General features: G+C 59.6%; 13 protein-coding genes. 10 read left to right on the top strand and 3 right to left on the bottom strand.

Going from position 1 to position 14,828, the window contains the following annotated elements:
* The first annotated feature begins 154 nt into the window (after positions 1-154).
* The 9 genes from ACWXWJ_RS06695 to deoC all read left to right on the top strand — a co-directional run bounded on the left by ACWXWJ_RS06695 (position 155) and on the right by deoC (position 10,742).
* Entirely contained in the window at positions 155-913 is a 759-nt protein-coding gene (locus ACWXWJ_RS06695; protein ID WP_473963918.1) for an HAD family hydrolase, read from the top strand.
* A 66-nt stretch (positions 914-979) separates the two neighbouring features.
* A complete protein-coding gene (locus tag ACWXWJ_RS06690; protein ID WP_473963917.1) occupies positions 980-3,622 on the top strand; it encodes a glycoside hydrolase family 65 protein in 2,643 nt (880 codons plus the stop codon).
* Between the two features lie 332 nt (positions 3,623-3,954).
* Entirely contained in the window at positions 3,955-4,740 is a 786-nt protein-coding gene (locus ACWXWJ_RS06685) for a succinate dehydrogenase cytochrome b subunit (RefSeq protein ID WP_293790840.1), read from the top strand.
* Between the two features lie 33 nt (positions 4,741-4,773).
* A complete protein-coding gene (locus ACWXWJ_RS06680; protein ID WP_473963916.1) occupies positions 4,774-6,807 on the top strand; it encodes a fumarate reductase/succinate dehydrogenase flavoprotein subunit in 2,034 nt (677 codons plus the stop codon).
* Positions 6,807-7,556: a succinate dehydrogenase/fumarate reductase iron-sulfur subunit gene (locus ACWXWJ_RS06675; RefSeq protein WP_293790838.1), complete on the top strand. Its 750-nt coding sequence runs from the start codon at positions 6,807-6,809 to the stop codon at positions 7,554-7,556. The genes ACWXWJ_RS06680 and ACWXWJ_RS06675 overlap by 1 nt, the downstream gene beginning before the upstream one ends.
* A gap of 41 nt (positions 7,557-7,597) precedes the next feature.
* On the top strand, positions 7,598-7,918 hold the full coding sequence (locus ACWXWJ_RS06670) for a hypothetical protein (RefSeq protein ID WP_293790837.1): 321 nt from the start codon (positions 7,598-7,600) through the stop codon (positions 7,916-7,918).
* A 348-nt stretch (positions 7,919-8,266) separates the two neighbouring features.
* Positions 8,267-9,694 (top strand): DUF445 domain-containing protein, encoded by a 1,428-nt coding sequence (locus ACWXWJ_RS06665; protein ID WP_473963915.1) that lies wholly within the window; start codon positions 8,267-8,269, stop codon positions 9,692-9,694.
* Positions 9,695-9,699: 5 nt separating this feature from the next.
* Entirely contained in the window at positions 9,700-10,014 is a 315-nt protein-coding gene (locus ACWXWJ_RS06660) for a DUF2516 family protein (RefSeq protein WP_473963914.1), read from the top strand.
* Positions 10,011-10,742 carry a deoxyribose-phosphate aldolase gene (deoC, locus tag ACWXWJ_RS06655; protein ID WP_473963913.1) on the top strand — a complete coding sequence of 244 codons (732 nt, stop codon included), beginning with the start codon at positions 10,011-10,013 and terminating at the stop codon, positions 10,740-10,742. The genes ACWXWJ_RS06660 and deoC overlap by 4 nt, the downstream gene beginning before the upstream one ends.
* Before the next feature lie 20 nt (positions 10,743-10,762).
* On the opposite strand, the gene ACWXWJ_RS06650 is transcribed toward deoC, so the two are convergent.
* The 3 genes from ACWXWJ_RS06650 to ACWXWJ_RS06640 all read right to left on the bottom strand — a co-directional run bounded on the left by ACWXWJ_RS06650 (position 10,763) and on the right by ACWXWJ_RS06640 (position 13,485).
* Complete coding sequence (locus ACWXWJ_RS06650) at positions 10,763-11,968, bottom strand: LmeA family phospholipid-binding protein (protein ID WP_473963912.1); 1,206 nt, start codon at positions 11,966-11,968, stop codon at positions 10,763-10,765.
* Positions 11,969-12,047: 79 nt separating this feature from the next.
* Positions 12,048-12,899, bottom strand: a complete 852-nt coding sequence (locus ACWXWJ_RS06645; protein ID WP_473963911.1) for a class I SAM-dependent methyltransferase — start codon at positions 12,897-12,899, stop codon at positions 12,048-12,050.
* An 88-nt stretch (positions 12,900-12,987) separates the two neighbouring features.
* Positions 12,988-13,485 carry a DUF2505 domain-containing protein gene (locus ACWXWJ_RS06640; RefSeq protein ID WP_005292171.1) on the bottom strand — a complete coding sequence of 166 codons (498 nt, stop codon included), beginning with the start codon at positions 13,483-13,485 and terminating at the stop codon, positions 12,988-12,990.
* A 23-nt stretch (positions 13,486-13,508) separates the two neighbouring features.
* Between ACWXWJ_RS06640 and ACWXWJ_RS06635 the strand changes: the two genes are divergently transcribed.
* Positions 13,509-14,798, top strand: coding sequence for a UDP-N-acetylmuramate dehydrogenase (locus tag ACWXWJ_RS06635; protein WP_473963910.1), 1,290 nt, complete (start codon positions 13,509-13,511; stop codon positions 14,796-14,798).
* Positions 14,799-14,828 lie beyond the last annotated feature (30 nt).

Here is a 14,828-nt window from a genome sequence, read left to right as displayed (position 1 = left end):
AGCGATACGGCTCTAACCGCCGGTGTGAGCCCGCCTCACCCGGCGGTTTTCCTTGCCCGGACAGGTGTCCGATCCCCTGGCTAGACTGGTGGACGCACGAAAAATAGACATCAACAAGCACGCACAACAAGGCGCCCCGGAAGGAGCCTCCGACTTGTCTGTCACCACCTTTGGGAGTTCACCCGATCGCTCTCTTTTTGATTTTGACGCCGTACTTTTCGACCTCGACGGCGTGATCACCCCCACCGCCGAGCTCCACCGCCAGGCGTGGGCACGGATGTTCACCGCGTTCTTGGAATCCAAAGGCGCGCGGCCATATACCGAACAGGATTACTTCGACTACTTGGATGGACGCCGCCGCGACGAGGGCGTAGCCGCACTTCTGGCCAGCCGAGACATCGAGCTTCCGGCGGGTACCCCGGAAGACAATGCGGACGAGGATACGATCCACGGCTTGGGTACGCGGAAGAACGAGGACTTTCTGAAACTGGTGGAAGAAGGCGTACAGCCCTACCAAGGCTCCGTGCAGCTGCTCGATGCGATCCGGGAACGCGCTACAGCAGGGGAGAAGACCCCAAAGATCGCTATTGTTTCCTCCTCCAAGAACGCGCGTCCGGTGCTGCAAGCAGCGGAGCTGCTCGATCGGTTTGAAGTGATAGTAGATGGCGTGGTGGCGTCAGAAAAAGAGCTACCGGGTAAGCCCGCACCAGACACGTACCTGTACGGTGCGCAGCAGCTCGGCGTGAGCGCTTCGAATGCAGTGGTGGTAGAGGATGCCACCAGTGGTGTGGCCAGCGGAAAAGCAGGACAGTTCGGGCTGGTTATTGGCGTGAATCGCGGAGCTGGTGCAGAGGCGCTGCGTGACCACGGTGCGGATATCGTGGTTGACGATCTAGCGGATCTGCTGGGATAGATCGCGCCAAAGAGACGCTTTAACCAAAGAATTTTTAATTAACGACTCGGAGAATCGCAGAACAACATGGGAATCAACGCCCAAAGAAAGACCAAGCGCACCCCTGCTGACCAGCGTCTAAAGGATTACCTTGCCACTCGGCGCGAAGGCGCAGAGACCGGCTTTAAGCGCCCTATCGACGGCGGCGACCTGCGTGCGGAGGGATTCCGCGCAGACATGAAGCACAGTGCTGTGAACCCGCTGGAGGCAGTGGATCGGGATAACAACCCGGTCGACGAGTGGGCGCTGATCGAGACGCGCCCCAACTTCATGGATTTAGGCGTTGCCGAGACCCTCTTTGCGCTATCCAATGGCTACCTGGGATTGCGCGGAAACCCGGAGGAAGGGCGCGATTCCAAGACCCATGGCACCTTCATCAACGGTGTGCATGAGACCTGGGATATCGAGCATGCCGAGGATGCCTACGGTCTGGCGCGCACAGGCCAGAGCATCGTTTCTGTGCCGGATGCCAAAGCCATGCGCCTGTATATCGATGACGAGCCGCTGCGCCTGGGCAACGCGGAGGTTATGGAATACAACCGCAGCCTGGACTTCCGCGAAGGTGTGTTGCGCCGCAGCTTGGTCTGGCGCACTCCAGGTGGCAAGCATGTGCGCGTGACCTCCGAGCGCATGGTGAGCTTCCAAGAGCGCCACCTGGCTTTGCAGTCCTTGGAAGTCGAGCTGCTGGATGCACCGGCCGCAGTGGTGATTTCCTCTCAGCTGCTGAACCGTGAGGATGGGCAGGGGGAGTTCCCGGATAATAATGCCCGCGTAGCGGGCGAAGAAGGCTTTGATCCGCGCAAGGGCGAGCAGTTCCAGGATCGCGTCTTCATCCCCAAGTACCAGTCCAGTACAGAGCCGGAACGCGCGACGTTGGGTTACCAGATCAACCACTCGGGAATGACCGTCACCGTGTCCATGGACCACATTCTGGAAGTCGATAACCCTGTAGATGATGCAGACGTGGGCATGGATACCGGCGTGGAGGTTTCCACGGAGGTGGAAGAGGACGTTGCGCGCGTAACGTACCACCTCAACGGCAGGAAAGGCATGAAGATGCGCCTGGAGAAGTACACGGCGTATCACTCTTCCCGCCACGTCGCCCCGCAGGAGCTCGCGTTCCGCTGCGCGCGTACGATCAACCGTGCGAAATCGGTGGGCTTTAGCAACTTGATGGATAACCAAGCCGAATGGCTTGCTCGCTTCTGGGAACGCTCTGATGTGCGCATTGAGGGGCAGCCTGCTCTGCAGCAGGCAGTGCGTTGGAATATCTTCCAACTGATCCAGGCCTCTGCGCGCGCGGAAACCAACGGAATCCCGGCGAAGGGCATGACCGGCTCCGGCTACGGCGGACACTACTTTTGGGATACGGAAATCTACGTCATGCCGTTCCTGTGCTACACCAACCCCAACCTGGCTCGAAATGCCCTGCGCTTCCGCTATGACATGCTGCCTGCGGCCAAACAGCGTGCGCTGGAGCTCTCGCACGATGGCGCGCTTTTCCCCTGGCGAACCATCAATGGCCAGGAGTCCTCGGCCTACTACGCTGCGGGAACCGCGCAGTATCACATCGATGCCGACATTGCGTTTTCCCTGATGAAATACGTCTACGCCACCGGCGATACAGAATTTTTGTTGCAGCAGGGGATCAGCCTGCTGGTGGAAACCGCTCGCTTCTGGATGTCCATTGGCTTCTTCAACAGCCAACAGGACAAGTTCGAGATCCATTCCGTGACCGGACCGGACGAGTACACCACCGTGGTGAACAACAACTTGTACACAAACGTGATGGCTCAGTACAACCTGGAAGTTGCGGCGGCAGTGGTGCGCCAGATGAGGGAAGAGCGACCGGAGGAATATCGCAACCTACAGCACCTGAAGAACATCACGGTTGCCGAGGTGGATTTGTGGCGCAAGGCCGCTGATTGCATGTACATCCCTTATAACGAGGAGCTGCAGGTTAACCCCCAGGACGATCAGTTCCTGCATCGCCGCATTTGGGATCTCGATGATCCGGAGGTGGGGCCAAAGCGGCCGCTGTTGCTGCACTATCACCCGTTGACGATCTACCGCTATCAGATTCTGAAGCAGGCCGACGTGGTGCTGGCGCTATTCCTACAGGGGCAGCGTTTCTCCACAGAGGTTAAGCGTGCGGACTACGACTACTACGACATTCTGACCACGGGTGATTCCACCCTTTCTGCGGTCGTGCAATCCATCATCGCTGCAGAGCTGGGTTACAAAGAAAAAGCAGAGGAGTTTTTCTACCGCGGTCTATTCGTCGATATGGGCGACTTGCACCACAATGCCTCGGACGGTGTACATATCGCCTCGTGTGGTGGTGCGTGGACGGCGCTGACCCATGGTTTCGGCGGCTTCCGTGATTTCTATGGGCAGTACATGATTGATCCGCGCCTGCCGGATGAGTGGGAATCTTTGACTTACCACATCACCCTGCATGGCGAGCGTCTGCGTGTAGAAGTCCGCCCCGGTGAAGTGGAGCTGGTAGTTGAGGAAGGCGACCACAAGGTTGGTCCGATTTGGGTCATGGGTGAGGAAGTTGTTGTCGGTCATGAGCCCGTCATTGTTAAGGGGCAGACGTTGCTCAGTGAACATCGCGCCGATAGTGACTTCCCGACCGGCACTCCGGACCACCGGGTAAACTTATAAAAATATATATTTATTGACGCCTACCGTCCCCGTGGATCCGTATTCTAAGTTACGTGTTTAGTGGGGTGGGGGCCTAAGGGGTGGGAGTGTGGCGTCATTAATAAAAATAGTCAAGAGTGGCACGAAAGTCGTGTGACCAGTGTGACGCAACGCTATGACCACCTCTCATAACGAACTAAACAGTACGGATGTACCGTTAGTCGTATTTTTGCAAGGCTTATATTGCGAAAATGTCATACCCCATAACGGGGTGTAAGTGGGTGAATCTGCAGGTACACAAGTAGTCCGAGGGGGGTCGCAAGATTTACAGTGTCTATGACACTGGAGGTGCCATGACTGTTAAATATGACGACCGTGAGGCAATCGCTCACGGAAAACTGAGAACTTCGAGCCTGCGCGAGAAGCCAGGCTTCCCTTCGTGGGCGATGAAGCTGACGATGGCCATCACGGGCATCATCTTCGCGCTGTTCGTCCTGGTTCACATGGTTGGAAACCTGAAGGTTTACATGGGGGCCGAATCCTTCAATACCTACGCCGACTTCCTGCGTGAATTTGGTTACCCGCTGCTGCCGCACGAGTCCTTCCTGTGGGTTGCTCGTATCGTGCTGCTGGTTTCCCTGATCCTGCACGTTTGGTGTGCTTTCGCACTGACCAGCCGTGGACACCAGTCCCGTGGCCGTTACCGCCGCAAGGGAATGGTCAGCAGCTGGAATACGTTCACCGCACGCAGCATGATCGTTACCGGTATCGTGCTGCTGCTGTTCATTATCTTCCACATCCTGGATCTGACGATGGGCGTGAAGCCGGTCGCTTCTGAGGACTTCCAGGGGCCGGTTGACGGTGCACACGCCGCGTTCCAGAACCTGGTTGCATCCTTCGATCGCCCGGCTGTGGCTATCTTCTACATCCTGGCGATGCTGATCCTGTTTATGCACCTGTCCCACGGCATCTGGACTGCTACCTCGGACCTGGGCATCACTGGCCACCGCACCCGCAAGGTCATGCTGTGGATCGCTTACCTGCTGCCCGCGATCGTGATGATCGGCAACATCTCCATCCCGCTGGCTGTGATGTTTGGGTTGGTTGATCAGGCCTCGTTCGTCCCGGTTGGACAATAACGGCGAGTCTGATTTCAAGGAGAAGAGAGTTAAATGAGCGAAGTAACTAACCACCCGCACAATCAGACCGCGGACTTCGACTACGACAAGGCCGTAGCGGCTTTCACCGCACCGGAATCTGTCGTGGAGGGTGTGACCGTCGGCAAGGTGCTGAAGGATAACGCACCGCACGCGGTCAGCCAGGATAAGCAGTGGCAGTACGCCAAGGAACACTTCGGCATGGTGTCCCCGCTGAACCGCAACAAGTTCCGCATTCTCATCGTCGGCACTGGCTTGGCCGGTGGCGCTGCAGCTGCCGCACTGGGCGAGCTGGGCTACGACGTGAAGGTGTTTACCTACCACGACTCCCCGCGTCGCGCGCACTCCATCGCCGCGCAGGGCGGTGTGAATTCCTCCCGTGGTAAGAAGCTGGATAACGACTCCACCTACCTGCACGCGAAGGACACCGTCAAGGGCGGTGACTACCGTTGCCGCGAGAACGATTGCTGGCGTCTGGCCATGGAGTCCCCGAAGGTTATCGACCATATGAACGCCGTGGGCGCTCCGTTCTCCCGCGAGTACGGCGGCACCCTGGCCACCCGTTCCTTCGGTGGTGTGCAGGTTTCCCGCACCTACTACACCCGTGGTCAAACAGGTCAGCAGCTGCAGCTGGCTACCACCTCTGCGCTGTACCGCCAGATCGGTGCCGGCCACGTGGAGATCTTCACCCACAACGACCTCGTTGACCTGATCGTCAAGGATGGCCGCTGTGAGGGCGTTATCATGCGCAACCTGCTGACCGGCGAGCTGAAGGCTCACACCGGACACGCAACCGTGCTGGCTACTGGCGGTTACGGCAACGTGTACCACATGTCCACTCTGGCCAAGAACTCCAACGCCTCGGCTATCATGCGCGCCTACGAGCTGGGTGCCTACATGGCGTCCCCGTCCTTCGTCCAGTTCCACCCGACGGGCCTGCCGGTGAACTCCACCTGGCAGTCCAAGACGATCCTGATGTCCGAGTCGCTGCGTAACGACGGCCGCATCTGGACCCCGAAGAAGAAGGGCGACGACCGCAAGCCGAACGACATTCCGGAAGACGAGCGCGATTACTTCCTGGAGCGCCGCTACCCGGCCTTCGGCAACCTGGTTCCGCGTGACATCGCTTCCCGTGCCAACGCCCAGCAGATCAACGCTGGCTACGGTGTGGGCCCGATGAAGAACTCCGTGTACCTGGATCTGGGTGACGCTATCCAGCGTCTGGGCAAGGACACGATCCGCGAGCGTTACTCCAACCTGATCCAGATGTACGAAGAGGCCATCGGCGAGTCCGCTTACGAGACCCCGATGCGCATTGCCCCGACCTGCCACTACACCATGGGCGGCCTGTGGACCGACTTCAACGAAATGACGTCCATCGACGGTCTGTTCTGCTCTGGTGAGTCCTCCTGGATGTACCACGGTGCGAACCGCCTGGGAGCTAACTCCCTGCTGTCCTCCTCCGTGGAGGGCTGGTTCACTCTGCCGTTCACCATCCCGAACTACCTGGCACCGCACCTCGGCGAGGAGATCCCGGCTGCGGATTCCCCTGCCGCACAGGAAGCTCTGCAGCGTGCAAAGGATCGCATCGAGCGTCTGACCACCATCAAGGGTGACAACCCGCACGGTCCGGAGTACTACCACCGCCAGCTCGGCGAGATCCTGTACTTCTCCTGTGGTGTGTCCCGAAACGTGAAGGACATGAAGGACGGTATCGAGAAGATCCGCGCCCTGCGTAAGGACTTCTGGGCTAACCTGCACATCCCGGGCGGTACCGAGGAGATGAACCAGACCCTCGAGTACGCAACCCGCGTTGCCGACTACCTGGATCTGGGCGAGCTAATGTGCGTGGACGCACTGGACCGCGACGAGTCCTGTGGTGCCCACTACCGCGATGACCACCTGTCCGAAGACGGCGAGGCAGAGCGTGACGATGACAATTGGTGCTTCGTTTCCGCTTGGGAGCCGAATGGCGAGAACAAGTTCATCCGCCACTCCGAGCCCCTGTACTTCGACCGTATCCCGCTGATGACAAGGAATTACAAGTAATGAAACTGCATCTTGAAATCTGGCGTCAGGCGGGCCCGAATGCCGAAGGCCACTTCGAGTCTGTTGACGTTGATGACGCTGCCGAGCAGATGTCCATCCTGGAGCTGCTTGACCACGTAAACAACAACTACGTAGAGGCGGGCAAGGAGCCCTTCGCTTTCGCCTCGGATTGCCGCGAGGGCATCTGCGGTACCTGTGGCCTGATGGTCAACGACCGCCCCCACGGTCCGGACAAGAACAAGCCTGCTTGCCAGCAGCGCCTGCTCTCCTTCAACGATGGTGACACCATCAAGCTGGAGCCGCTGCGCTCTGCCGCATATCCGGTGATCAAGGACATGGTCGTCGACCGCTCCGCACTGGATCGCGTGATGGAAAAGGGTGGCTTCGTCTCCGTCATGGCCGGCACTGCCCCGGACGCTGACTCCCTGATGGTTAACCACTCTGACGCTGAGAAGGCTCTGGATCACGCAGCCTGCATCGGCTGTGGTGCCTGTGTTGCAGCGTGCCCGAATGGTGCGGCTCACCTGTTCACCGGCGCAAAGCTGGTACACCTGACGCTGTCTCCGCTGGGTCGCGAGGAGCGCGGTCTCCGCGCCCGCAAGATGGTTGATGAGGTCGAGGGAACCTTCGGTCCTTGCTCGCTGTACGGCGAGTGCGCTGACGTCTGCCCGGCGGGTATCCCGCTGACGGCTGTGGCAGCTATCACAAAGGAACGCACCCGTGCCGCTTTCCGCGGCAAGGATGACTAAGATCAACTCCAAGATAAGTATCAGGAAAGTAGGAGAGAACCATGGCACTCAGTGAGAACCTGCACATGGAGCGTTACTACGTTGATGGCTACCAGCCGTCCAGCTTTGATGCGCCGCACTCTTCCCTGCAGCGCTCCCTTACTTGGATCGGCATGGGCTTTTGGCTGCTGCTGATGCCGGGTCTGGGTACCATCGTGTTCGGTCTGGCTACCAACATGTCCGGCACTCAGGAAGACGGCATGCTGTACCTCATCATCGGCATTGTCATGTCCGTGGTTGCTGTTGTTGCGGGTTCTGCGTGCATCCGCGCAGGTCGCAAGAACTACCGCGCGTACAAGAGTCGCTCTGGGCGCATCATCTAGCGTCGGCTAGTCGCCGCTAAGCACCGTCTGCCGGTGCTTGCATGCACCTCCATTTGCGTAGACCGCGTCGCTCCTCTTGGGCGGCGCGGTTTTGCTTTGCCCAGTGTGGTTGTGGGTTGGCAGGGGGCATGTCGTTAGAACGGGAATGTGTACGCCCAGCTACCCGACTTCCGAAAATAGTCAGCGCTCTGACCAGGAGTTTTGGATAAATGAGAAGGGTTGTCTTTAACACATTCCCGATCTAGCGACATCGCCGCAGTGTACCCGCACTGGCAACCAGCACATGCGGTGATCGCTGGAACCCAACGGGACCCATATTGACGCCCCAAGTGGTGCCATAATTGAACAATGACTGCTTCCGAAAACTCCACTGCATCAGGCCGACCCGAGCCTGTGCATCAGCAGCAACCAGCGGCCCAGCCAACATCGCCTCAGACCCCCAGGCCGTCATCACCACAGGCCGCCCAGGCATCACCACGCTTGGACTCACCACTGTCCCAAGTGCCCGGGCCTGACCCGGCCACCGAAGCCGCCCGCAGGGCGGAACTGCGCAAACATAAAGCCATCGCCACTGGCCTCCTGGTCATCGCCACCCTCATCTACATCACCATGCGCTGGCTTGAATACCAGGGCAACCCCGGCGCCTGGATCGGCTACGTTCGTGCAGCTAGCGAAGCCGGTATGGTCGGCGCACTCGCCGACTGGTTCGCCGTCACCGCGCTATTCCGCCACCCGCTGCACATTCCCATCCCCCACACGGCCATTATCAAGCGCAAGAAGGATCAGGTCGGCCACGCGCTCAGTGAATTCGTCGGAGAGAACTTCCTCAATGCTGCCCTCATCAGCGACAAGCTTCGCAAGGCACGCATTCCGGAACGCGCCAGCACCTGGGTCGTCGATGGGGGTGGGGCGCAGCGCGTCTCCCAGGAAGTCGGCAAAATCATCGACCTCACGGTCAATGGCATCAACCCTGCGGAAGCCGAACAGGTGCTTCGTGCACTGGTCATCGACAAGCTCAGCGAACCCACCTGGGGCCCGCCGCTGGGCCGCGGCCTGGAGCAACTCATCGAGGAAGGCCGCACCGAGCCTGCCGTCGACGCAATCGTCGTCTGGATGGACGATAAGGCGCGCACCTCTGAGGACTTCGTCGTCCGACTCATCGACGAACGCACCCCTTCCTGGGCACCGCGCTTCGTCCGCGAACTCGTGGGCTCTCGCGTGTACCGTGAACTGGTGGAATTCACTGGCGACGTCCGCCGCGACCCGAACCACGATGCCCGCCGCCAACTGCGCTCGTTCATTTACCAACTCTCCCAAGACCTGCAACACGACGAAAAGATGATTGCGCGCGTTGAGGGGTTCAAGAACGATGTAATGACCTCCGGGCCTGTCACCGCAATGCCCGGCCGCCTGTGGGAGTCCGCCCGCGTGACACTTACCTCCTGGTCCCGCGACCCAGATTCCCTGCTGCGTCGCAGGATCGCGCAATGGGTGGAGGACTATGGGCGTCGAGTCCAAGAAGAACCGAAGCTCCGCGAAGAGCTAGAACGCCGCATCGTCGGAGCAGCCAGCTACCTTGCCGACAATTACGCAGGCGAGGTCACCGGCATCATTGGCGAGACGGTCGAGCGCTGGGACGCGCAGGAGGCCTCTGACAAGATCGAGCTGATGGTGGGCAAAGACCTGCAGTTTATTCGTGTCAACGGCACAATCGTGGGCGCATTAGCTGGCCTGGCGATTTACTCCCTGACTGAATTGATCTTTGCGTTAGGCTGAGGGGCATGAATACGGTTTTCACGGCGTTCTATTACGCCTACTCGGGCATCACTTTGGCACTGATCGTGGCCATTTTTGTGCTGGCTGCAATCGGACTGGTGCAGCTGGCAACTACTCGCGACGACGCGTTCATGGTGATCGATCGCGAAAAGCAGAACTGGCTGATGCTTATGGGCGGGGCATTGGTGCTTTCGATCCTCAGTTTCTTTATTGCCATCGAAATGCTGTGGATCATCGCCGCGGTTATCGTGGGCATTTATTGGCAGGATGTACGCCCCGCGATTAACGATGTGCTGAGGAATGCAGGTGGTTCCTGGTGAGCCTGCTCGACCGTGCTGAGTTGAGCCGTGAGGCCGTCGCCGCAATTCTGGATGCGACTCTGTTGAAGCCCGAAGCCTCGCGCGATGATGTCGCCACCTTGATCCGCGAAGCCAGCGATTTGGGATGTGGCGCGGTGTGCGTCTCGCCCTCGATGCTGCCTGTGGGTTCTTTGGTTGATGACGCCACGCTGCGCATCGCCACCGTGGCAGGGTTCCCCAGCGGCAAGCATGCCTCCTTGGTGAAGGCCACTGAGGCGCGTTATGCCGCGCAGTGCGGCGCCGACGAGATTGACGTGGTGATCGACGTAGCAGCGGCGCTGGCGAAGGATCAAAACGCGCTGCTCGGGGAACTGATCACTGTGCGGGAGGCCGTACCCCACCCGTTGGTGCTGAAGGTAATCCTGGAGTCCGCAGTGCTAGATGAGGAGCAGCTGCGCACGGCTGTGCGCGCGAGTGTGCAGGCCGGGGCGGATTATGTGAAAACCTCCACGGGTTTCCACCCTGCAGGTGGAGCGAGCGTGGAGGCTGTGAGCATTATGTCCGACGAGCTGCGCAAGCTGGGGAAGCTAGCGCCATTCGGCATGGGGGAAGAAGAACGCATCGCCGCGGGGCTGGTGGGCATTAAGGCCTCTGGCGGGATCCGCGACTGGGAGGCCGCCGTGGCGATGATTGAGGCCGGGGCTACGCGCCTGGGTGTTTCCGCTGCCGCGCAAGTGCTGGGCAGCTAGCCAGGCCTGTTGGAGGGCTGCTAGGCCGCCAGGGCGGAGGAACCTACCGGGCCGTCGTTCTTCCAAGGGCGGGTGACATCGGTGTTCTTGCTGGAATCACCAGAACCGCTGCCGGTGCCTCCGCCGTTGGTTGTGGTATCTGATTCCAGCTCGTTAAGGCTAACGTCCTGGCCGTACATGTGAATCTCCATACCTGCGTCCGTTACATTGATGGACTCGAACTTCATACCGCCCTGCAAATCAGTTGGGACGGAATCCTCCAACTGAGATTCCAGCTGGCTAGTGAAAGACTCCGGGAGTTCGAAGCCCAGCAAGGAGAAGCTGTCCATCTCCATTTTCATCTTGCCGTCCTGGACAGTTGGCTTGACCTCGAAAGTAGCCAAACCACCGGTGATTTCGAAGGTCAGGGTTTGTTTATCCGGGTTCGGCTTGACGTCAGTAAGCTGCATCATCCCGCTGATTGGATCACTGCTCTTGTCATCGTCGGCGCTCTCATTTGCTTGTGCCAGGAGCATTTCCTTGGGGATGGTCGTTTGACCCTTGAGTTCGCCTGCTGTGGACTTGTTCGCATCCTGACTGTCAAACTCGATGTCTCGCAGTTCCATGTGCACCGCAGGCTGTCCCTTGACAATCGGCTTGGATTTATCCTGCCCCTCGTAGGAAATATCCAGCGTAGAAGGAATGTCGACCGTCATCTGAGGGATCTTTTGCTGCACCAGTCCCAAAAGGAGGGGTGAGGTGCCGAAGGATACCTTGGGATCCTCAGAAGAAGAGATGCCGGATTCCTGCATCTGCTCCTTGAAACCGGCTTTAATTTGATCCTTCATGAACCACCGCACACCGAACTCGGCGAGCAGCAAGAGCAAGACGATGACGATGAGGAGGCTGATGAAGATCTTCAACCCTAGATGCCTCTTCTTCGGCTGCTGGATCATACCCTGACCCGGCTGGCCGAATTGCGGCTGCTGGTTCGGCTGCCAGGGCTGTGCGCCATACTGCTGGGCACCATACTGCTGATTCTGCTGCGCGCCGTATTGCTGGGGCTGCCGAGTCTGTTGCCCGCCGTACTGTGGTGCGTTTCCGGACATGCCGTTACCCGGATTGTTGTTCCAGACGGCCGTCTGATTTTCGTCATTGTGGGAACCGCCGAAACCGCCGCTGGGGATTGGATCCCCGTTGCCGGAGTTCGGATTCGGATTCTGTGAAGGGTTTTGTGGGTTAGTCACCCGTATCAGTGTTCCTTATCGTCGAAATTGTGCCAACCCGTATCTTAGCTTTCGTCTGTGTTTGTCAGGAGACGGACAATTAATCCACAGACTCGCACACCACTGACCATGGCAGAGTTATTGAGTTATCCGCCAGGCGGCGGCGCGGGTTGAGCCGCGCCGCGGGGAGGTAGGCGTCGCTAAGAGAGTCCAAGAACTCCCGCTTTGCCGAGCGCCACCGCACCCGCGGGCCAAAGACAGCCAAGGGGGCAGCGTGCTCCCAGCAACGGTCGAGCTCGGCCAGGACGTCGTAGATGCGATGCCCCGGAGTATTCCGGTGGATCAGGACTTTCGGCAGGCGTTCGGCAAGGTCGGACGGGGTTTCTATGTCCTGCGGATCCCAAGCAAGGGTCAGCGATTGTGGCCCCTGTTCGTCGAGTAGAACCCAGCATGAGCGACGACCGATCTCATCGCATGTGCCCTCGATAATCACCCCACCGGGGCGCAGATTCGCGCGCATTACGTCCCACGCAGCCTGGACTTGGTCTACGTCGTACTGCCGCAGCACATTGAAAGCCCGCACCACGTCGGCCTGTAACCCCGCCAGCTCGAAACCCCCGAGGGCAAAATGCACGCCCTCACGGTCCGGCAGCACGCGGGAAGGCTCAATCTCCAACCCCGTAACGTCCACAGTGGGCGCGATCGTACGGAGCCAGCGAGCCCACTCGCAAGTAGTGGTGTGGGAGGCTCCGTATCCCACGTCTACAGCCACTGGAGTGCGGTGTTCGTGGAGTACCGCATTCCGCAGTTGGGCTTGCACCCGCGGCTGCGCTATCAGCCAACGGTCGGATTTGCGTAGTCGGTTGTAGCCGGTGGTGCCACGGGTAGGTACGCCAACAGGCCCGTCCGTGTTCCACGAACGGGCCTTGAGATTGTGGGCGTGGTCAGCCACGCGGGTTAGCCGAGCCTTTCGGTTTTGGTGGGTTAGCTAGAGTGAGTTGGTTTTGAGGCGAACGCCCCGAACCTTAGGCGTTCGGTCCTTAAGCGTTGTCGCTGATCCACTTCTGGATCAGGGCGGCCTCGCGGGTCAGGAACTCTTCTACCCACTCGGCAACCTTCGGCTCCAGGACGGCGCCCATCATCGGGATTTTCACGTCCACGGCGCAGTCGGCCTTCAGCTCGGTGGAGTCGCCGGAGCCGTTCAGGGTGACGTCAGCGGAGAAGGAAACCGGAGCGCCCTTGACCTCCGCGTTGACCTTACCGGTGGTGGTGCCGTCAGCCAGCGGGCCGAACTCGACCACGCGCTTGAGCTTCAGGTCCTGGGAAACCATGCCGCGCACAGCCTCCGGCAGAGCGGACTTCGGCAGCAGTTCGAAGAGGACGGCCTCGATCGGCTCGGGGGTGAAGGAGTTTACCTCGCCTGGCTCGTCGCCGATGTTCTCGACCTCGTATGCCCAGTAGTTTGCGGAGGAGAGTGCCTCGTAAACCTTTTCAATAGGGAAGTTAATCGTTGCAGTGTTCTCGCTGTGAGTAGTCATGCCAACAGACTACCTTTAGTGGTGTGACTGATTCGACAAACTTCGCACAAATCACGCCCGAAGAACGCGCGCAGCACCTTTTGGAGCGGTTGCGCGGCAATGTAAACGACTCCGCAGCCATCCCCGGTGTGCACGTCACCAGCCGTTCTTTCGCCGACATGACTACTTTGCGCATCGGCGCCGCGCCCGCTGGAGTTGTAGTGTGCTCGTCGGCTGAGGCTGTTGCTCAGGTTGTTTCTCTTCTTGACGCCCACAAGCAACCACTCTTGGTCGTCGGCGGAGGATCCAACCTCGTGGTCGGCGAGGGGGATGAGGTATCTCAGTTGATCGTGGTGCTGATGAGTGCCGGCGACGGGGGAGCGGGCGTCGAAAACCAGGGCGCCGGTGCCGAGGCCAATGGAGAGGCTAAATCCGAGGTAGAGGTTGTGATTGACCGCGAAACCGGTGTGGTGCGCGCGTTTGCGGGCATCGAGTGGGATCAGCTGGTTGCGGCGACCGTTGAAGCTGGGTTCGGCGGACTGGAATGCCTGAGCGGGATTCCTGGATCCGTTGGAGCCACGCCGGTGCAGAATGTGGGAGCTTATGGCGCAGAGGTGGCTCAGGTGCTGAGGCGTGTGCAGTTGTTCGACCGGGCAAGCGGGGAGCTGGAATGGGTTGAGCCAGCTGCGTTGGATTTGGGATATAGGTACTCGAACCTGAAGTTCACGTCCCGGGCGGTGGTGACGGCGGTGGAATTCCAGCTGACCATCGATGGGTTGAGTGTGCCGTTGCGTTTCGGCGAGCTAGCTCGACGCCTGGGGGTGGATGCAGATGAGGCTGCTGCCGGGGAGATCCGCCGGCCCGCCGCTGATGTGCGACAGGCTGTGCTGGAGTTGCGCGCCGGGAAGGGCATGGTTCTGGACGCGTCGGACCACGATACGTGGTCGGCCGGTTCGTTCTTTACGAACCCGATTGTCACTGGTGAAGAGGCTCGCGATGCGGTGGTGGCTGCAGTGCGTGAGCGATGTGGCGAGGCAGAGGCGGAGTCGATGCCGCTGTATCCGGTGAAGGGTAGCGGTGCTGGCGGCGTGCAGCAGTTCAAGTTCTCGGCGGCGTGGCTGATTGAGCGTGCTGGCTTTGCCAAGGGCTGGCATGTTCCGGGTAATGACCGTGCATCTCTATCCACTAAGCACACCCTTGCCCTAACTAATCGCGGGTCTGCCACCAGCGAAGATGTAGTGGAATTGGCTCGGGCTGTGCGCGCCGGGGTACACGAGGCCTTCGGAGTAGTGCTGGAGCCGGAGCCAATCTGGGTGGGCGTGAGTATCGACTAGCTGGCTGCTCAAATCGGCTCCAAGCCACCC

The sequence above is a fragment of the Corynebacterium sp. p3-SID1761 genome (assembly GCF_055862885.1).
The sequence above is the reverse complement of the archived record's forward strand: the minus strand, read 5'-3'. Positions and strand labels throughout refer to the sequence as shown.